Raw genomic sequence first — 19,270 nt, forward strand, 5'->3', positions numbered from 1 at the left:
CGAGGAGTTTCACGACGATAAAAGGGGTTTCATATGGCGAAGACGATGGGAGCGCTGTGCTCGGTAGCGGCACTCGGGCTCGTGCTTGCGGCCTGTGCGAACGAGGAGGACTCACAGGCAAACGGGCAGGCGGACGCGCAGGAAGAAATCCAGATCGAGTTCTGGCATTCGACCGCGGGTAACGCAGGCGAGACGTTGCAAGCACTCGTTGACGAATTTAACGACGAGCACGACGGCGCCATTGAGATTCTTCCGCTTTACCAGGGCAACTACGCCGACTCCATTGCGAAGTTCATTTCCTCCGTGCAGACGGGTGACCTGCCTGCCCTTTACCAGGCGAACGAAGCGCAGGTGTCCTACCTCATTGACTCAGGACTGGCGGTGCCCGCAGAGGAGCTATCAGAGCGTTCTGGTGCCTACGACTTTGACAACCTTTTGCCGGCCGTGCGCAGCTACTACACGGTTGACGGGACAATCCACTCGATGCCGGCGATGGTGTCCCAGCCGACCGTGTTTGTGAACAAAGACCTGCTCGACGAGGCGGGTGTTGAGCTTGAGCAGCTGCAGACAGTCTCCGGCTTGTTGGACGCTACGGAGGCGATCCACGCCGCCACCGGTATTCCGGGGACGACGTTCCACCACAACGCGTGGTACGTGGAGATTTTCAACTCGGCCCTCGGCAACGAGACCTGCAGCCCGGACAATGGAGTCGGTGCTGAACCGGCCACGGAATTCAACATTGCGAACGACGAGCTGGTGGCCATGCTCGACCGCTTCGGCGAGTTCTATGCAACTGGGGCGCTGCACAACCCAGGTGCCGACGGCCAAGCAGCCACCGGCGCATTCCAAACCGGGAACGTCGCCACACAACTGGTGACCTCCTCAGCGTTGAGCGGTGTCGAAGAGGCCGCAAAAGACTTCGAGTTCGTGCTGTCCCCATGGCCGCAGGAGACCGAGGACGCAGGTGCTGTCATTGGCGGCAACTCCTTGTGGGCTATCCAGGAGGGGCACTCCGAAGAGGTGCAGAACGCTGCGTGGGAGTTCATGAAATTCATGGGCTCCGATGATGTTCAGGAGCGCCTTTTCTTGGAGACGGGCTACCTGCCCACCACGCAGCGCTCGATCGAGAGTCTCGATGGTCTCAATCCGCGGCAGGAGACGTTGCTTGCGCAGTTGCGTGACACGCCCGAGACCGTCGTCACGGCCGGGTGCCACACGGGGGCGTTGAACACCGCCCGCGCCGAATACCAGCTCGCCCTAGCGAACATCGCGGGCGGTGCGGACGCGGCCCAGGAGCTCGCCACCGCTGAGGAAGCAGCTACCAGGGCGATCGCCGACTACGAGTCGCGCTCTGGCCGCTAGCTGCCGTCCTCCTTCTTGAAGGTGATCGAGGCCGCCGCGTCCAGGTGCCGGATGTTGGCGCGCGCCAAGTTGACCATCCGGCCGATGCCACCGTCGAGAACTTCCTTGACGCCGGCGGTGGTAAAGCCCGTCATCATGTCCCACGTGATGTTGGGAGGAAGCGACAGGGCGTCCGGGTCGGTGACGATGTCCACGAGGACGGGGCCGTCGTGGGCGAGCGCCTTCTCCAGCGTGGGGCGCAGGTCCTCGGGCTTTTCGATGCGGAAGGCCGTGATGCCCGCGCCTTCGGCGATGGCGGCGAAGTTGACCTGCTCGTGGTCGGTTTCGTGGTCGGGCAACCCGGCGACGAGCATCTCCAGCTTCACCATGCCGAGGGAGGAGTTGTTGAACACCACCGTCTTGATGGGCAGGTTGTGCAGCTTCACGGTGAGCAGCTCGCCGAGGAGCATGCCCAGCCCGCCGTCGCCGGACCAGGAGATCACCTGGCGCTCGGGGAAGGCGGCCTGCACGCCGATTGCCTGCGGCAGCGCGTTGGCCATCGTGCCGTGGCGGAAGGAGGCGGATTCGCCGCGCTTGCCGTTCGGCGTGAGGTAGCGCGAGGACCACACGTTGCACATGCCGGTGTCGACGGTGAAGAAGGCGTCGTCGTCCGCGAGCTCGTCGAGCACCGAGGCGGCGAGCTCGGGGTGGATCGGTGTGCTGGATTCGCCGGCCTTCGAGGTGTATTTGTCCACGACGTCCTCGAGAAGCTCGGCGTGCCGTCGGAGCATGGAGTCGAGGAAGGTGCGGTCTGTCTTTTCCTCCACGTGCGGCAGAATGTTGTCGATCACGCTGGCGACATCACCCACGACCGGGTAGGCCACAGGCGTGCGGCGGCCGATGTGGGCGCCGTTGATGTCGATCTGCCCGACGTTGTTTGTGGGCAGCCAGTCCGTGTACGGGAAGTCGGTGCCCACCATGAGGAAGAGGTCCGCCTTCATCGACGCCTCGTAGCAGGCGCCGTAGCCAAGCAAGCCGGACATGCCAACGTCGAAGGGGTTGTCGTACTCGATGAACATCTTGCCGCGGAAGGAGTGACCCACGGGGGCCTTGACCTTGTCGGCGAGGGCGAAGAGCTCGTCGCGGGCATTGCGCGCGCCGTAACCGGCGAAGATACAGACGGTGTCGGCCTCGTTGATGGCCTCCACGAGGCGGGCGGCCTCACTGGGGTCGGGGTAAAGGCGCGCGTCCGCGCCCGTGGCGTACGTGGAATCGGCGGTGCGGGGCCCCGTCGAAACCTCTTCTTCGAGGATGTCGCCGGGGACGACCAGGACGGAGACCCCGTTACCCGCCAGCGTGTTCTGCAGCGCGCTGTGGAGCACGCGCATGCCTTGGTCGGCGGAGTTAACCACCTCGAGGTACGAGGAGCACTCTTGGAAGAGGTATTGGGGGTGTGTCTCCTGGAAGAAGGAGGAACCGATCTCGGGGGAGGGGATGTGGGAGGCGATGGCCAGCAGCTTGGCGCCGCTGCGGTGCGCCTCGAACAAGCCCTGAATGAAGTGGGTGTTGCCGGGGCCGCAGGAGCCGGCGCACACGGCGAGTTCGTCCGCGGCGAGGGAGTCGGCGCCGGCGGCGAAGGCGGCGGCCTCCTCGTTGCGCACGTGGACCCACTCGATGTCGTGGGTGCGCACAGCGTCAGACAGCGGGTTAAGGGAGTCGCCCACGAGGCCGTAAATGCGCTTGACCCCGAGCCGCTCTAACGTGTCGACGATCTGGTGGGCAAGGTCCTGTGACATGGTTCTCCTTGAGTCGCTGGGCTGGACATATTGCTTACCCACCATGTGTACACTTTTCGCCCCCGCACGGCAGGAGCGTCAGGGCACGGAGGAAGTCGGGGTCGTCGAAGTACGCGGAGTGCCCTCCCTCGACGCCGCCGACAACGCGGGCGCCGAAGGATGGGTGGGAGGGCGACGCGCCGTGGACGGCTCGGTCCCCGAAGCGCAGCGCCCCGATGGGGTCCGAGTCGGCGTCGACGACGAAGACCTCGGGAGCGTCGCCAAGCAGCGTCATCTCCGCGGTCGAGGCGACGGGGACCCCGGGGGAGCCGAGGAGCCACAGGTCGTCGGCGTAGAGCCCGGGTCCGCCAGCGGCCCGCGCGGCGACGACGGTGCCGTAGCTGTGGGCGACGACGCTCTTGCGGGCGGCGGGGAAGCGCTCCTCGACGGCGAGCTGGAAGGCGGCCAGCGCGTCGCCGCCACGGCGGGCGGCGCTGGGGTCCAGCCCGCGAGGCACGTCCGGCGGCGGGACGTAGCCCTGCCAGACCACCACCGCGCCGCCGGTGGCTTCGGCGATGCGGCGCGCCTTCGCCAGCTCGCCGGCCAGCTGATGCGGCTGACCCGTGGACACGCCGGCGACGAGCGTGGTCACGCGGGCTGGGTCGACGTGGTCGCCGACGAGCACGCTCGTGCGCCCGGGGCCGGCCTCGAGGATCAGCCCGCCGGCGTCGGTGATCGTGCTCGCCGTGGACGCGGGCAACGTGGCGAGGTGGCCCGCGTGGATGTCCTCGAGGGAGTCGAAGGGGCGGTGGACCAGCTCGTCGAACTGCGCTTCTGTCTCGTCGAGCGCGAGCACGTCGACCGCGACGGCCGTCGCCGTGTCCAGCAGCCACGCCATCATGTTGAGCCACTCGATCACCTGGGCGCGTTGGGCGTAGATGGCGAGCTCCGCGAAGGCGTCGAGCTTTTCTTGGGCGGAGCTGGCCTCGCTGAGAATCCGGGCAGCGTGGTGGTAAAGAGCGGCGCGGGCGAGGAACGCCTCTCCGAAGGAGGTCAGTCTGGACAGCCCCGCAGCGGCGGCGGGCCCGGCGAAGCCCGTGCGCGCGACGAGGTCCGCCGCGCGGGAGGTGTCGGCGGCCCGTGTCGTCAGCGCCGCGGCGGCGGCGCGCAGGGTGCCGGCTGCGGAGGTGAGCTCGGCGGCCTTCAGTGGGGGAGCGTAGGCGGTCATGGGTGGCCCCCGAGACGCGCCGCGAGCAGGGAATCCAGGCGGTGGGCCTCCTCGGCGAAGGCGGCGAGGGACGCGGTGTGGGTGTGGGTGGCGGCCGCTGTGGCGTCGATAAGCAGGGCCCACCTCTCTTGCGCAGCGGTCAAAGCGGAGGAGAGCGCGCCGGGCGAGAGCTGGGCCCGCGGCGGAGAAGACCAGTCGGGCAGGCACGAGCGGGCGGTGGCGGCGGTGGCGGTGGATAGCTGCAGGAAACCCATGAGCACAGCGTGCTCGCGCGCCGGGCGGACGGCAACGACAGGCCTGCGCGCCTGTGGACAACTCGTGGTGGGTGAAAAGTTTTCCACATATTGTGGCCCTATGAAGATCGCGTTGTTGCAGTTGACAAGCACAGGTGATAAGTCGGAGAACCTCGCGCTGGTAGAGCCGAAGATCCGCCAGGCGGCGGGGCAGGGGGCGAGCCTCGTCGTGCTGCCGGAGGCGACCATGCAGGCCTTCGATAACGGCAGGTTAGACACCCAGGCGGAGGAGCTCGACGGGGACTTCGCCACGGCGCTGCGGGAGCTCGCGGCCGAGCTCGGCGTCACCATCGTCGTCGGGATGTTCCGCCCCGCCGACACCCATAAGGAGCGCAACCGCGTGTACAACACCGCCCTGATCACCGGAAACGGGATGCACAGGGGCTACGACAAGATCCACACCTTCGACGCCTTTGACTACCGCGAGTCCGACACCGTCAAGCCGGGCGAGGCGCTGGTCACGTTCGAGCACGAGGGCGCTGTCGTGGGCGTGGCCACCTGCTACGACATCCGCTTCCCGGAGCAGTTCAAGGAGCTCGCGCGCCGCGGCGCCGACATCGTGGTCGTGCCCACGAGCTGGGCCGATGGCGAGGGCAAGCGGCACCAATGGCGCACGCTGACCGTCGCGCGGGCCCTCGACGCCGGCGTGTTCATCGCGGCCGCCTGCCAGGCCCGGCCCGGCGGGGAGGCCAAGGCGGGGCAGGCGAGCGGGCCGACCGGCATCGGGCACTCGGTCGTGGTGTCGCCGACCGGCGAGCGCCTCGCGGAGTCCGGCTACGGCGAGGACCTGCTCGTCGTGGACATCGACCCGGCGGACGCGGCACGGGCGCGCCGCGCGCTGCCCCTGCTTTAATCCCAGCTCACCGGCGCGTCCGGCGCGATCCGCACGGCGGGCACCCCCAGGCCGTCGGCGATCTCGCCAACGCGTGTCGACGCCCCACAGACCACCACCCTGCGCCCCCGCGCGAGCTCCTCGCTCAGCGGCGCGCGGGAGACCCTGAACCAGTCGTGCAGCTCGGCGAGCGCCGAAAAGACCTGGTCGTCGTAGCTGTCCCCGCGCAGGACCAGGTGGGTGTCTGGGCGGTGGCTGCGCTGCGCAAGCGCGAAGACGATGGCCTTCGCGGCCGCCGCGCCCGTGCCCTCGGCGACGATGAGCAGGCCCGCGTCATCGTCGAGGTCGAGCTCCGGCCCGCGCGCCGCCCCGAGCGTGACGTACCCACCGACCTGCGGGGAGAACTCGTCGGTGACGTGGAACTCCAGCTGGCCGAAGGGGTTGGCGGGCAACGCCGGCGCCAGGTTGTGCCACTCGCCTTGGTGCCCGGCCGCCATCGCGGGCACGTACTGGCCGGGCTGGTAGCCCAGGCCCATCCCGGCCTCTAAGCGCACCACCGTCACCGGCCCGCGCGGATCCACCGAGGTCACGAGCGCGGCCGTCGCCGCCGGGATGCCCGCCACGTCGGCGGCCTCAGCTTCACGACGCATCACCTCCGCCGCGCTGTCCAGCAGCGTCTCGGCCGCGGATCCGCCCAGCGGGGCGAGCGTGCGTGCCGCCGCTGCGGCGAAATCCTCGTAGGCCGCGGCGGGGAAGCCGAAGCGGCGGAAGTCGAGTGCGAAGGCCCGCAGCCGCTGGGTGGTGTCCGGGCGGAGCACCCCCTCGGGGGAGGTCCGGAGCAGCCAGAGGAGGGCGTCGATAAGCGAAGCTGGGACCTCGGACGCGCCGGGGGAGAAAATGCCTCGTGCCTGCGGGACCTGCTCGGCGAGCGCGGCGAAGAAGTCGCGGCGCAGGGCCGTGCGATCGCGGCTGACCGCGTCGCGCAATTCCGTGAACGAACCCATGCGTGCAAGCGTACTGATTGAGGAAAACCAACGGACAACGGTTAATGTTGCGTAGGTAACAATAAACGAGGGAGCCCGCGCTCCCAGGAAACAGGGAGGTCGCGCCGATGGATTACACCCCGTACACGCTGCTTCTCGACGTCGGCTGGATCTCCATCCTCCTCATCGTCGGCAACGCACTGCGCAACCGCTTGCGCGTCCTGCAAAACCTACTGCTGCCCGCGCCCATCACCGCGGGCTTCATCGGCCTGCTCCTTGGCCCGGAAGTGCTCGGGCTAATCAACTGGTCGGACAAGATCAGCGACTACACCACGCTGCTCATCGCCGTCGTCTTCGCCTCCATGGCCTACTCCATGAGCCTCGGCGGCTCCGTCGCCTCGGGTGCACGCAACATGTGGGGCTACTCCACCGCCATGTTCATGGGCCAGTGGGGCATCTTCACACTGCTCGGCGTGTACCTGTTCACCAGGGTCTTCGACACAGAGCCGTGGTTCGGGCTGATGCTGCCCGTCGGCTTCGTCGGCGGCTTCGGCACCGCCGCCGCCGTGGGCTCCTCGCTCGAAGAAATCGGCGTGGCGGAGGCCTCCTCCCTCGGCTTCACATCCGCCACCGTCGGATCCATCGTGGCCATCATCGGCGGCGTCATCATGGCCAACTGGGGCATCCGCAAAGGCAAAGCCACCGAGCTCAAGGGCGACCTGCCCGACGACCTGCGCACCGGCTACATCGACAACCCGGAGGAACGCCCCTCCATCGGCAAAGCCACGACCAACCCCTCCTCGATCGAGCCCCTGGCGCTGCACGGCGGGTTCCTCGTGTTCACCGTGCTCATCGCCTACCTCATCAACGACGCGATTAAGAGCCAGTGGCCCAGCGTTTCCATCCCGCTGTTCGCCATGTCGTTCGTGGTCGGGCTGCTTGGGCGCCTCGTGCTGCGATTGGTGGGCCGCAAAGACTTCCTCGACGGTGGCACCATCACGACCATTTCCGGCGCGGCGACCGATTACATGATCGCCTTCGGCATCGCCTCCATCGTTCCCGCCGCTCTCGCCGGATACTGGCAAGCACTGCTCCTGCTCTTCGTCCTCGGCGTCATCTTCTGTGTCGTGTGGGCGTTCTGGGCCGGGCCGCTGTTCTTCGGCAACAACTGGCTCGAGCGCGGAATCTTCGGCTGGGGCTGGGCCACCGCGGCCACCGCCACCGGTATCGCCCTGCTCAAGATGGTCGACCCGAAGCTCAAATCCGGCACGCTCAACGAATACGGCGTGGCCTACGTTGGCTTCGCCCCCTTCGAAATCGGCATGACCATCCTCGCGCCCATCGCCGTCACCGCGGGCATCACCGCTGGCTTCGGGTGGGCGGCGTTCCTCGTGGCCGCGGGCGTCATTGCCGCAGCCTTCGCGCTGAAATGGATCCCCGCGGAGAAACACGGCACTGCGCCCAAGCCCCGACGGCGGCGCGCGCAGGAGTAGCGCGCTAGCGGGGGGTTTCGTTCTCGGGTGTGCGCTGAGGTCGACGTCAGCGTTTTGGGGGTTTGGCGACCTGGGGTTGTGTGCCGGGGTGTTGCTTGAGGTCGACTGTGGTCGACGTCAGCGTTTTTGGGGGTTTGGCGACCTGGGGTTTTGCGCCGGGAAATTCCTTGAGGTCGACTGTGGTCGACGTCAGCGTGAAACAGGGTTACGCCACCTGGGGTTGTGCGCCGGGATATTGCTTGAGGTGGACTGTGGTCGACGTCAGCGTGAAACAGGGTTTGGCCACCTGGGGTTGTGTGCCGGGAAATTGCTTGAGGTCGACCGTGGTCGACGTCAGCGTGTTGAGCCCCTCAGCGACCTGGGGTTGTGTGCCGGGAAATTGCTTGAGGTCGACCGTGGTCGACGTCAGCGCAAAACAGGGTTAGGCGACCTGGGGTTGTGTGCCGGGATGTTCCTTGAGGTCGACCGTGGTCGACGTCAGCGCAAAACAGGGTTTGGCCACCTGGGGTTGTGCTCCGGGAAATTCCTTGACGTCGACCACAACGCACACGACCCCAACGCGACCTGGTGTTTCACGGGAAAACCCCTGACGCCATCCCGAACCTGAGCGCCATCCGCTCAACCTGAAAAGCGTTGAGTGGAACAGACTCAACTTGCCGGGCGTTACAGAAGGTGTAGCGAACGTTGAGCAAGACAAGACAAGAAAGGACGGGTGCGGTCATGGCATCTTTCAACCCCACAACGAAGACGCAGGAGGCGTTGCAGCAGGCGCTGCAGCGTGCTTCGGCGGCGGGTAACCCGGATATTCGTCCGGCCCACCTGCTTGAGGCGATTCTGCAGCAGGAGGAGGGCATTGCGGCCCCGGTGCTGCGGGCGACGGGCGTGGACCCGTCGACGGTGGCGCGCGAGGCGGGCCAGATCGTCGATGGTCTCCCGAGCGCCGAGGGCCAGAACATGGCCAACCCGAACTTCAACCGCGATGCTCTCAACGCGTTGAACGCGGCGCAGGAACTTGCGGGCGAGCTTGGCGACGAATACGTGTCCACCGAGGTCCTCCTCGCCGGCATTGCGCGCGGCGGGGACGAGGCCGCAGAGCTGCTGAAAAAGCGCGGCGCCACCTACGACGTGCTCAAGGGGGCGTTCCCCTCAGTGCGTGGCAACAAGAAGGTCACCTCGCAGGACCCGGAGGGGCAGTTCCAGGCGCTGGAGAAGTACTCGACGGATCTGACGGCGCGGGCCCGGGAGGGCAAGATTGACCCGGTGATTGGCCGCGATTCGGAGATCCGCCGCGTGGTCCAGGTGCTCAGCCGCAGGACGAAGAATAACCCTGTCCTGATTGGTGAGCCGGGCGTCGGCAAGACTGCGATCGTCGAGGGCCTGGCGCGCCGTATCGTGGCCGGGGACGTGCCCGAGTCGCTGAAGGGCAAGACCCTGATTGCTCTGGATCTGGGCTCGATGGTGGCGGGCGCGAAGTTCCGCGGCGAGTTCGAAGAGCGGCTCAAGGCGGTGCTGGATGAGATTAAGTCCTCGGAGGGTGAGATCATCACCTTCATCGACGAGCTGCACACGATCGTCGGCGCGGGCGCGTCCGGCGAGGGCGCGATGGACGCCGGCAACATGATCAAGCCGATGTTGGCGCGCGGCGAGCTGCGCCTGGTCGGGGCGACGACGCTGGACGAGTACCGCCAGTACATCGAGAAGGATGCCGCGCTGGAGCGCCGCTTCCAGCAGGTGTACGTGGGCGAGCCGACGGTGGAGGACACCATCGGTATCCTGCGCGGGCTGAAGGAGCGCTACGAGGTGCACCACGGCGTGCGCATCCAGGACTCGGCGCTGGTGTCGGCGGCGGAGCTGTCGAACCGCTACATCACCAACCGCTTCCTGCCGGATAAGGCGATTGACCTTGTCGACGAGGCCGGCTCGCGCCTACGCATGGAGATCGATTCCTCCCCGCAGGAGATCGACGAGCTCGAACGCGTCGTGCGTCGCCTGGAGATCGAGGAGATCGCGCTGCAGAAGGAGCCCGACGCCGCCGCGAAGGAGCGCCTCGGCGCCCTGCGCCAGGAGCTCGCCGACCAGCGCGAGCGCCTCGGCGAGATGAAGGCGCGCTGGGCGAACGAGAAGGCGGAGATTGACAAGGTCCAGAACGCCAAGGAGGAGCTCGAGCGGCTGCGCAACGAGTCGGAGATCGCCGAGCGCGAGGGCGACTACGCGAAGGTGTCCGAGCTGCGCTACGGCCGCATCCCGGAGCTGGAGCAGCAGGTCGCCGAGGCGGAGGCCGAGGAGTCCCCGCGCACGATGCTCACCGAGGAAGTCACGCCCGACGTGATCGCCGAGGTGGTCTCCAGCTGGACGGGCATCCCGGCCGGCAAGATGATGGAGGGCGAGACCGAAAAGCTGCTCACCATGGAGTCGGTGCTCGGCGAGCGCGTCGTGGGCCAGACCGAGGCGGTCACCGCGGTCTCGGACGCGGTGCGGCGCTCCCGCGCGGGCGTGTCCGACCCGAACCGCCCGATCGGTTCCTTCCTCTTCCTCGGCCCCACCGGCGTGGGCAAGACGGAGCTGGCGAAGGCGCTGAGCGAGTTCCTCTTCGACGACGAGGCGGCCATGGTCCGCATCGACATGTCCGAGTATGGCGAGAAGCACTCCGTCGCGCGCCTCGTCGGTGCCCCTCCCGGATACGTCGGCTACGACGCCGGCGGCCAGCTCACCGAGGCGGTGCGCCGCCGCCCGTACTCGCTCGTGCTTTTCGACGAGGTGGAGAAAGCGCACCAGGACGTCTTCGACGTGCTGCTTCAGGTGCTCGACGAGGGGAGGCTGACCGACGGCCAGGGCCGCACGGTGGACTTCCGCAACACGGTGGTGATCCTCACGTCCAACCTGGGCGCGGGCGGCACCCGTGAGCAGATCATGGGCGCGGTGAAGGCGCATTTCAAGCCGGAGTTCATCAACCGCCTCGACGACGTCGTGGTCTTCGAGCCGCTGTCGAACGAACAGCTCGTGGGCATCGTCGACATCCAGCTCGCGGGCCTGGCCGAGCGCCTCGCCGGGCGCCGGCTCACGCTCCACGTCTCGGACGCGGCGAAGTCCTGGCTGGCGGAGCGCGGCTACGACCCGGCCTATGGCGCGCGCCCGCTGCGCCGCCTGATCCAGCAGGCGATCGGCGACCGGCTGGCCAAGGAGCTGCTAGCCGGTTATGTCCGGGACGGCGACACCGTCAACGTCGACGTGGCTGACGGCGGCGACGCGCTGACGGTCGACGCCGCGTAGCGCGCTGCGAGAATACCCGCCGGGGGTATAACTGGCGGGTGTTCTAGTCCAAAAGCGTATAAAAAACATAAGTAAAACAAAACTATATGCCGATAACGTGTGGTCCAAGGGATAGCGGCGAGTATCTAAGGAGGAAGTCATGTCCGTCCCGACCACCATGCGTGCGGCTGTTGTTGAAGAGTTCGGCCCCCGCGTTACTGTCAAAGAAATCGATCTGCCTCAGCCCGGTCCGTTCCAGGCGCTGGTCAAGTTGAAGGCCTCTGGCATCTGCCACACGGACCTTCATGCGGCGCACGGTGACTGGCCGGTAAAACCCGCCCCGCCGTTTGTGCCGGGGCATGAGGGGGTCGGGGAGATCGTGGAGCTCGGCCCGGGCGAGCACCCGGTGAAAGTCGGCGACATCGTCGGCAACGCCTGGCTGTGGTCTGCCTGCGGGGCATGCGAGTTCTGCCGCACCGGTCGAGAGACGTATTGCGACGAGGCTGAGTATGGCGGCTACACAGTGAATGGGTCTTTTGGGGAGTACATGCTGGTAGATACCCGCTACGCGCCGCTGATTCCTGAGGGTGCTGATCCCGTCGAGGTTGCCCCGATCCTGTGTGCTGGCGTCACCGTTTACAAGGCGCTGAAGGTAACGGAGACGAAGCCGAGCCAGTTCGTTGTCATCTCGGGCGTCGGAGGGCTCGGCCACTTGGCGGTGCAGTACGCCCGCGCGATGGGGATGCGCGTGATTGCCGTCGACATCGCTGATGAGAAGCTTGACCTGGCGCAGCGCGTCGGTGCGGAATACACCGTTAATGCGCGGGAGAAAGACCCAGCAGCCGCGGTCCAGGAGTACACCGAGGGCGGGTCGCATGGCGTGTTGATCACGGCGGTGCACCCCCAGGCCTTTGGGCAAGCGCTCGAGATGGTACGCAAAAACGGCACGGTTGTGTTTGTGGGGCTGCCTCCCGGAGAGTTCTCAGTGCCGATCTTCGAGTCGGTACTGCGTGGTGTGACGCTTCGAGGCTCAATGGTGGGCACCCGCCAAGACATGGCGGAGGCGCTGGGCTTTTACGCTCGAGGCGAGGTCACACCGCACGTGACAGCGTGTGGGCTTGATGAGGTCAACGACGTGTTCGCTCGGATGGAAGAGAACAAGATCGAAGGGCGGATGTCCATCAAGTACTAACCAACTGCTCACACCGTGGGCTGCAGGCGGGCTCCCGCGTCTGCAGCCCCGCGCGGCCGCAACAGGCTAAGGTACGAGGCATGCAGCCAACGACGACGATTATCACCCGCGTGGCCGTGCCTGGCGTCGAGAACGAGCAGCTCGCGGCGCATCAGCTGGGTGAGAACAAGTTTGTGGTGGCCAGCGTGCCGTTCGTGGACACGACGCTCGCGCTGGGGGACATCGTGGAGTGCGTCATGGTGGGTGGCCGCTTCCACGTCGACCGCGTGGTCGTGCGCGGCGGGGCGTCGACGGTGCGCATCCTGCCGAACGAGGAGCACCCGCAGGACATCGCGGAGACGCTGCTTGCCTTCGGCTGCCGGGTCGAGCTTGGCCCGGCCGGGATGCTCGCGGCGAGCATCGGCGCCGACTGTCCGCGCGAGGGGATCACCGAGTGGCTCGACGGCCTGGCGGACGAGGGCGTCATCGATCTCGCTCCCGGATACACGGCGTAGGAGCTGCGCAGACCCTACACTGGGCCGCATGAGCGTATTTGTCCCGGCAGAGCAGCTGCGCGAGCGAATCCACACCGGCAAAAATCAGACGATCATTGCGGCCCTGTGGGAGCCCGAGGAGGGCAAGGCGTGGTCGAAGTTCCAGTCCGAGCACATTCCCACCGCGAAGTTTTGTGACCCGTCGGCGGTGCTGTCGGGCCTGCCGGGGCGCCGCGTCGGGCGTAACCCGTTGCCTCACCTGGACGTGGTGGTGAAGGCGGTGCGGAGCTGGGGCGTCGATAAGAGCCGCCCCACCTTTATTTATGACACGGGTTCGGGCCTGTTCGCGGCGCGCGCGTGGTGGCTTCTGCGGTGGCTCGGCATCGACGACGTCTTCATCGTCGATGGCGGCTTCCGCGCGTGGGACGCGGCGGGCCTGGAGACGATCGCGGGGCCGGGCAACCTATCCGTCGCGGCGCACGTCGAGCCCAGCCCGGGGGCCCTCCCGGTGGCCACGCTCGAGGATGTCAAGGAGTTCACAGGCTTGCTTATCGACGCCCGCGGGGCGCGCCGCTACAGCGGTCGGCGCGAAATCTTCGACCTGAAGGCGGGGCACATCCCGGGCGCGCTCAACCTGCCCGCCACCGACCTGTTTTCCGCAGAAACCGGTGAGGTCGTCTCCGCGGCCGAGATCCGCGAGCGCGCCGCCACGGTCGGTCTGACCGTGGATTCCGACCCGGCCGGTGCCATCGCGTACTCCGGTTCGGGCAACCACTCGGCGCTGCTGTTGGCGGCGCTGGCGCACGCCGGATTGCCAGTAGTCACGCATTTCGTCGGTGGCTGGTCCCAGTGGGCGGGCGATGCGGCCAACCCGGTGGCTACAGACCTGTGACGTCGGGGGTGGGCGCTAGAGTGATCTCTAATGGCCTACGTACTGATCTTTCTTGGCGTCGCCGCCCTCGTGGCGGCGCTCGCGCTGCTGCTCGGGGACGCGAAGCGGCGTTCCACGCAGACGCGCGCCGGGCTGCAGCTGCCCGGCACGTCGCGGCGCGAGCGGCGCAGCTGGGCGCGAAAGCGCCACTTCGACTTTTCCCCGCGGGATGACTACCTCAACGGTGAGTGGACGCGCGGCGCGGCCGCCGGCGGCGCGACCCCGAAAGACATCGCCTCGGGCACGGCCTACGGCCACGACACCTTTGTGATGGACATGGGCGGGGTCACCGTCATGGCCATGCGCACCGGGGAGGTCAGCGACGTCGTGGTGGACCTGCGCCGCGAGGGGTTTTCCGCGGATTCCTCAGACGACCTCGTCGAGGTGGGTAAGGCGGAGGGCTTCCGCGTCTTTGCCACGGAGCCCGGGCCGGCGCAGCGGTTCGTGGACGTGCGGGTGACCACGGCGCTGGAGCAGCTGCCCGAAACGGTGAACGCGGTGTGGCTCGAGTCGGAGTGGGTGCTCGCGCAGACGCAGCCTGAGTCGGCGCCGGAGCAGTGGGACGCGATGCTCGCCCCGTTGGCCTTGCTCGCCGACGCCGCCCGTGTGCTCCCCCCGCGCGAGTGGCACGAGGTGTCCGCGCCCTACCCAACGCGCGCGATGGCCGAGGCAAGCGACGTGCCGGGCGAGGCCGACGTCGAGGGGGTGCACGCGCCGGTCGTGCAGCGCCCGGAGGAGCCGCTGGCGCTTCCCACCCGCACCACCGGCGCGGTGCGCGGGGTGATCGACCACCGCGCCGTCGGCGGCGACGAGGTAGAGGCCATCGCGGACGGCGTCGCGCGCGGCGACGCGGGCCCGGACCTGACGCGGGTAAAGCGGGACCAGGCGCCTCCATCGATTTTCGGGGATGACGGCGGGGACTAAGGTGAGTGGGCATGGGTACTGTGAATGAGGCCAATGCCGGCGCTGGGGCCAGCAGGGATGAACTGGCGGAGCTTGTCAAGGAGCTCGCCGTGGTGCATGGTCGGGTGACGCTGTCCTCCGGCAAGGAGGCGGACTACTACGTGGATCTGCGCCGCGCCACGCTGCACCACCGGGCGTCGCGCCTGATCGGTGAGCTGCTGCGCGAGCTCACGGCCGACCTCGACTTCGACGCCGTGGGTGGCCTCACGCTGGGCGCGGACCCGGTGGCCACGGCGGTGATGCACGCGCAGGGGCGCCCCATCGACGCGTTCGTGGTGCGCAAGGAGGCCAAGAAGCACGGGATGCAGCGCCGCATCGAGGGCCCGAGCATCGCCGGCCGGCGCGTGTTGGTGGTGGAGGACACCACGACCACCGGAAACTCGCCGCTGACCGCCGTCGAGGCGTGCCGCGCGGAGGGCGCGGAGGTCGTGGCGGTCGCCACCGTCGTCGACCGCTCCACCGGGGCGCAGAAGGTCATCGAAGAGGAGGGGCTTGAGTACCGCTACCTGCTTGGCCTCGGCGACCTTGGGCTGCGGTAGCGGCGCGAAGGGGCCCACCGAGTGGGCCGAGGGGCGCCACGGCGTCGGGCCGTGGGAGGGGCCGTGGCCGGAGGACCCGCGCTACGACCCGGAGCTGTTGGAGCGAGGGGACCGGCGCAACGTCGTCGACGCGTACCGCTACTGGTCGCTCGAGGCGATTAACGCCGACCTGGATGCGAAGCGCCACCCCTTCCACGTGGCCATCGAGAACTTCGAAAACGACATGAACATCGGCACCGTGGTGCGCACCGCCAATGCCTTCCTGGCGCGAGCGGTGCACATCGTGGGACGGCGCCGCTGGAACCGGCGCGGGGCGATGGTGACGGACCGCTACCAGCACATCCACCACCACGACACGGTGGGGGACCTGATGCGCTGGGCCAAGGAGGAGGGCCTGGCCGTGGTGGGCATCGACAACACCCCAGGAGCGGTGCCGCTGGAAACGGCGGTGCTGCCGGAGCGCTGCGTCCTCGTCTTCGGCCAGGAGGGGCCGGGCATCACAGGCGAGACGCGGTCGGCAGCGGCGATGACCTGCTCGATCGCGCAGTTCGGGTCGACGCGCTCGATCAACGCGGGCGTGGCGGCGGGCATCGCCATGCACGCGTGGGTGCGACAACACGCGGACCTGAAACAATCCTGGTAGTTCTGGCACTATAGGAATGATGAGGAGTTCGACGACCACCGAGGAGGAAGCCCGTGCCGGAAACCTGGGCGCACCGCGCTGACCTGGCGGAATCCGCCATCCAGGACCGTCACGCAACCCGCCTGTGGGGGCTGCCTCGGACGAACCTCGCCGCGGTGGCGTGGCCGCCGGGCTGGCGCGAAACCACGTTCTTGCACTGGCATTTCTGGTGGCAGGCGCACTACATCGACTGCCTGATCGACGCCGCCGAGCGCCGCTCCACCAAGCGGCGGCGCAAGCGCATCCACCACACTTTGCGCGGCGTGGTCCTCCGCAGCAACGGGCGGCCCACGTCGAACCGTTACTACGACGACAAGGCGTGGCTGGCGCTGGCCTGGAACCGCGCGCTCGGCCTGGAGGGCTTCCAGCGGACGAAGCGGCTGACGGCGCTGGAGTTCGACATCCTCGCCGGCATCGACCCGACGACGGGGGTGCTGCCGTGGCGGAGCAACGAGACCTTCTATAACGTGCCCTCGAACGGGCCCGCCGCCATCTTGTTCGCCCGCACCGGCCGGCTGGACAAGGCGCGCGAGGTGACGGACTGGATCTTCGACAACCTGATGGCCGACAACGGCCTGGTCCAGGACGGCCTCCGCATGCGTATGAACGGCCCGGAGGTGGTGGACAAGATCTACACCTACAACCAGGGCACGGTGCTCGGCGCGAGTCTGGAGATCGCGCTGGCGCTGCGTCACGACGTCGGGCTGGCCGACGACGAGCCGATCGACTCCTTCGACCACTCCGAGCGCGCGGACGCCTCGGTGTTTTACATCACCCACATCCGCGCGCTGGTGAGGGCGATCGCCCGGCACATGGCCACCCCGCGCGGGGTGATCACGCGCCCGGAACACGAGACGCGCGACGGCGACGGCGGGCTGTTCCACGGCATCCTGGCGCGCTACCTCGCGGACGTGGCCCTGCGGATGCCGGAGGACAGCCCGGAGAGCGTGGCCACGAAGAAGCTCGCGGCGCGGCTGGTGATGGCCTCGGCGGAGTCGCTGTGGGAGCACCGCCTCGAGGTGGACGGCCTGCCTGTGTTCCCTTCGGACTGGACGGAGGATGCGCGGTTGCCGCACAACTACGGTTTGGGTCCGTCGTCGATTAGCGAGGCCGTGGGCCTCGTCCGCATCGACGAGCGCGACTTGTCCGTGCAGCTGTCCGGCTGGATGCTGCTGGAGGCGGCGGCGCGGGTGGCGGCTGCGACGTAGGCTGGCCTGCTGTTTTCGCTTTTGTGCTAGTGTGACCTCATGATTACGCGATTTGAAGTGGACGGGTTCAAAAACCTGCGAAACTTCAGCTGCGATTTCGGGCCGTACACGTGTATCGCCGGGCCGAACTCAGTGGGTAAGTCCAATGTTTTTGACGCGTTGGGCTTTTTGTCTGCTACCGCGACCACATCCTTTCACACCGCCGCGGCGGCGATTCGGGGGGAGGGCGGTGACCTCGACGATCTTTTCGCTCCAGGCTGCGACCGGATCCGCATGGCGGCCGAGTTGGTTGTTCCCGCGGAATTCTACGACGACTTCAAGCGCCTCGTAGAGGTCAACCACACGTATCTGCGCTACGAACTGACCCTTGCCAAGCAGGATCTGTCTGTTGCCACTGGCGGGGCAGTGACTGCTATTTCGCTGGTGGAGGAAAGGCTGGTTCCGCTGTCGCGCCAGTACGCGGAGGAGCGCCTGGGATGGGTGGATTTCAATGGCGAGTTTAAAAAAACTGCGCTGCGGTTTTCCAGAAAAAGTAAACCGCTCATTGAGACGATCACTGAACCCCCAGCAAAGGTGATTGTGTACGCGGGGACCAGCACAGGCCGTCCCCCCGAGGTTCCGCTTCCGGAGGGTCAGACCGTGGGAACGTCGGCGCTGTCTGGATTCGGCGGTGCTGAGTACCCGTTCCAAGCCGCGATGAAATATGAGATGCGCCGCTGGCTCACCCTCTCGCTAGAACCCTCGGCCATGAGGGCACCGAGCGATGCCACAGCACCTGACCAGGTCAGCGCGGAAGGGGGGAACCTACCGAAGACGCTTTCGCGGCTGATGAGGACGGTACCCCGATCCGACGTCCTTGGGGCTTTGACCGAAAGCGTGCGCGACCTCGTCGACATTCGCAAGATCGACGTCGATTTCGATAACTCGAGACAGTTGTTCACGTTGCGCGCGCAAGTCGGCAGCGCCCCAATGCTCGCCGCGCGTTCGCTTTCCGACGGCACACTGCGCTTTTTGGCCCTTTCGATCTTGTATATGGACCCCGAGTTCAGCGGGTTGATTTGTTTCGAGGAACCGGAAAATGGGATTCATCCGAGGAAAATGGAGCAAATGTACCGCCTGATGCGTGATTTGGCGGCGGACCCAAAGGAGGCGATAGGCCCGCAGAACCCCCTGCGTCAGGTCATAGTGAATACTCATTCGCCAGCGTATATCTACCAACACGCGGACGCGCCGGACAACCTCATGATTGCTTCGCATCGACCGGGTACCCATGAGCTGGCGTTGTCGCCCGTGCGCACAGCGGCCTCGTGGCGGAAGCACGAGGACGGTCAAGTACCGCCTGATATGGTCACCGAGCTTATGGAGGAAAGCTTCCCCGGGACCGACTTCGACTGGTGGAACGAGACTGCCGAGGAGACCGCATGACGGCGGCGGCGCGCGCGGCAAGCGTGCTTTTTGTCCGGGAAGGCAGTAGTGACGATTACCTCCTCAACGTGATTGTTTCTGTGTTTCGTGGGTTCGGGATACAAGCAGCGATTGATTCCTTTCCGTTTAACAAGCGCCGGAAGAACCTCGCGAAAGCACTTGAGGATGTAGCCGCCCATTACCCGCACAAAACGGTGATCCTTGTACACCGAGACGCCGACAATGCGGGGTGGAATAAGCGCATCGCGGAAATCCGAAGTGCGGGGGCGAGCCTCAACGAAGGCCAGCAGGTAATACCCGTGATCCCCGTGAAAGAGACTGAGGCGTGGATTCTTCACGCGATGCACGATGACCGGTACCTGGAATGTGTGGGTGTGGACAGGCGGAAGATAAGCGAGGTGCTGCCTAAAAAGAGCGAGTGTTCCGAAGTCAACGCGAAAGACCGACTGCAGAAGATCCACGATAAGGTGCACTCCCATAACACGAGGGGCCGGGCGGCGAGGCGGCGGACCCCGACCTTCGAATCCTCGCGGCAATCATGGCTGACGCAGCTCGATGATTCGGCTTACCTCGCCGGAAACAAGTCCTTTGAGGAGTTCACGGCCGCTTTAGCGGCGGTGTTCCCCGGTGCGGAAACCGGAGCCGCACCGAAGCGTTAAAAAG

17 protein-coding genes are annotated in these 19,270 nt (G+C 66.8%); 13 read left to right on the forward strand and 4 right to left on the reverse strand.

The window, feature by feature from the left end; translation table 11 throughout:
- Nucleotides 1–33 precede the first annotated feature (33 nt).
- Nucleotides 34–1,362, forward strand: coding sequence for an extracellular solute-binding protein (locus tag BLT81_RS12230; RefSeq protein WP_019194736.1), 1,329 nt, complete (start codon nt 34–36; stop codon nt 1,360–1,362).
- Here the strand turns inward: BLT81_RS12230 and BLT81_RS12235 are convergent.
- Genes BLT81_RS12235 through BLT81_RS12245 form a run of 3 tightly spaced genes read right to left on the reverse strand, consistent with a single transcriptional unit; the run spans nt 1,359 to nt 4,598 of the window.
- On the reverse strand, nt 1,359–3,137 hold the full coding sequence (locus BLT81_RS12235; protein ID WP_019194735.1) for a pyruvate dehydrogenase: 1,779 nt from the start codon (nt 3,135–3,137) through the stop codon (nt 1,359–1,361). The two genes, BLT81_RS12230 and BLT81_RS12235, sit on opposite strands and share 4 nt — an antisense overlap.
- A 34-nt stretch (nt 3,138–3,171) precedes the next feature.
- A complete protein-coding gene (locus BLT81_RS12240; RefSeq protein ID WP_019194734.1) occupies nt 3,172–4,344 on the reverse strand; it encodes an alpha/beta hydrolase in 1,173 nt (390 codons plus the stop codon).
- Nucleotides 4,341–4,598: a hypothetical protein gene (locus tag BLT81_RS12245; protein ID WP_155860863.1), complete on the reverse strand. Its 258-nt coding sequence runs from the start codon at nt 4,596–4,598 to the stop codon at nt 4,341–4,343. The genes BLT81_RS12240 and BLT81_RS12245 overlap by 4 nt, the downstream gene beginning before the upstream one ends.
- Nucleotides 4,599–4,698: 100 nt before the next feature.
- Between BLT81_RS12245 and BLT81_RS12250 the strand changes: the two genes are divergently transcribed.
- Complete coding sequence (locus BLT81_RS12250) at nt 4,699–5,490, forward strand: carbon-nitrogen hydrolase family protein (RefSeq protein ID WP_019194732.1); 792 nt, start codon at nt 4,699–4,701, stop codon at nt 5,488–5,490.
- On the opposite strand, the gene BLT81_RS12255 is transcribed toward BLT81_RS12250, so the two are convergent.
- Nucleotides 5,487–6,473 carry a ferredoxin reductase domain-containing protein gene (locus BLT81_RS12255; protein ID WP_019194731.1) on the reverse strand — a complete coding sequence of 329 codons (987 nt, stop codon included), beginning with the start codon at nt 6,471–6,473 and terminating at the stop codon, nt 5,487–5,489. The two genes, BLT81_RS12250 and BLT81_RS12255, sit on opposite strands and share 4 nt — an antisense overlap.
- Nucleotides 6,474–6,580: 107 nt before the next feature.
- Between BLT81_RS12255 and BLT81_RS12260 the strand changes: the two genes are divergently transcribed.
- The 11 genes from BLT81_RS12260 (at nt 6,581) to BLT81_RS12310 (ending at nt 19,266) form a co-directional block, all read left to right on the forward strand.
- Entirely contained in the window at nt 6,581–7,945 is a 1,365-nt protein-coding gene (locus BLT81_RS12260; protein WP_019194730.1) for a sodium/glutamate symporter, read from the forward strand.
- Nucleotides 7,946–8,665: 720 nt separating this feature from the next.
- The gene (gene clpB / locus BLT81_RS12265; protein ID WP_019194729.1) at nt 8,666–11,215 is read left to right on the forward strand and encodes an ATP-dependent chaperone ClpB; all 2,550 of its coding nucleotides are present in this window, start codon (nt 8,666–8,668) and stop codon (nt 11,213–11,215) included.
- A gap of 139 nt (nt 11,216–11,354) precedes the next feature.
- Nucleotides 11,355–12,386 (forward strand): alcohol dehydrogenase AdhP, encoded by a 1,032-nt coding sequence (adhP, locus tag BLT81_RS12270; protein WP_019194728.1) that lies wholly within the window; start codon nt 11,355–11,357, stop codon nt 12,384–12,386.
- An 80-nt stretch (nt 12,387–12,466) separates the two neighbouring features.
- Entirely contained in the window at nt 12,467–12,880 is a 414-nt protein-coding gene (locus BLT81_RS12275) for a DUF4265 domain-containing protein (RefSeq protein WP_019194727.1), read from the forward strand.
- Between the two features lie 28 nt (nt 12,881–12,908).
- Nucleotides 12,909–13,751 (forward strand): sulfurtransferase, encoded by an 843-nt coding sequence (locus BLT81_RS12280; RefSeq protein ID WP_019194726.1) that lies wholly within the window; start codon nt 12,909–12,911, stop codon nt 13,749–13,751.
- 30 nt (nt 13,752–13,781) lie between these two features.
- The gene (locus tag BLT81_RS12285) at nt 13,782–14,714 is read left to right on the forward strand and encodes a type III secretion system chaperone family protein (RefSeq protein ID WP_019194725.1); all 933 of its coding nucleotides are present in this window, start codon (nt 13,782–13,784) and stop codon (nt 14,712–14,714) included.
- A gap of 11 nt (nt 14,715–14,725) precedes the next feature.
- Nucleotides 14,726–15,292: an orotate phosphoribosyltransferase gene (gene pyrE / locus BLT81_RS12290; RefSeq protein ID WP_019194724.1), complete on the forward strand. Its 567-nt coding sequence runs from the start codon at nt 14,726–14,728 to the stop codon at nt 15,290–15,292.
- Nucleotides 15,246–15,935 carry a TrmH family RNA methyltransferase gene (locus tag BLT81_RS12295; protein ID WP_231286666.1) on the forward strand — a complete coding sequence of 230 codons (690 nt, stop codon included), beginning with the start codon at nt 15,246–15,248 and terminating at the stop codon, nt 15,933–15,935. The genes pyrE and BLT81_RS12295 overlap by 47 nt, the downstream gene beginning before the upstream one ends.
- 53 nt (nt 15,936–15,988) lie before the next feature.
- Nucleotides 15,989–17,182 (forward strand): glycoside hydrolase family 76 protein, encoded by a 1,194-nt coding sequence (locus BLT81_RS12300; RefSeq protein WP_019194722.1) that lies wholly within the window; start codon nt 15,989–15,991, stop codon nt 17,180–17,182.
- 39 nt (nt 17,183–17,221) lie between these two features.
- Nucleotides 17,222–18,607, forward strand: a complete 1,386-nt coding sequence (locus tag BLT81_RS12305) for an ATP-binding protein (protein WP_040421691.1) — start codon at nt 17,222–17,224, stop codon at nt 18,605–18,607.
- Nucleotides 18,604–19,266 carry a hypothetical protein gene (locus BLT81_RS12310; protein WP_019194720.1) on the forward strand — a complete coding sequence of 221 codons (663 nt, stop codon included), beginning with the start codon at nt 18,604–18,606 and terminating at the stop codon, nt 19,264–19,266. Before BLT81_RS12305 ends, BLT81_RS12310 begins: the two co-directional genes overlap by 4 nt.
- Nucleotides 19,267–19,270: the final 4 nt, after the last annotated feature.

It is taken from the genome of Corynebacterium timonense, assembly GCF_900105305.1.
Taxonomy (GTDB): Bacteria; Actinomycetota; Actinomycetes; order Mycobacteriales; family Mycobacteriaceae; genus Corynebacterium; species Corynebacterium timonense.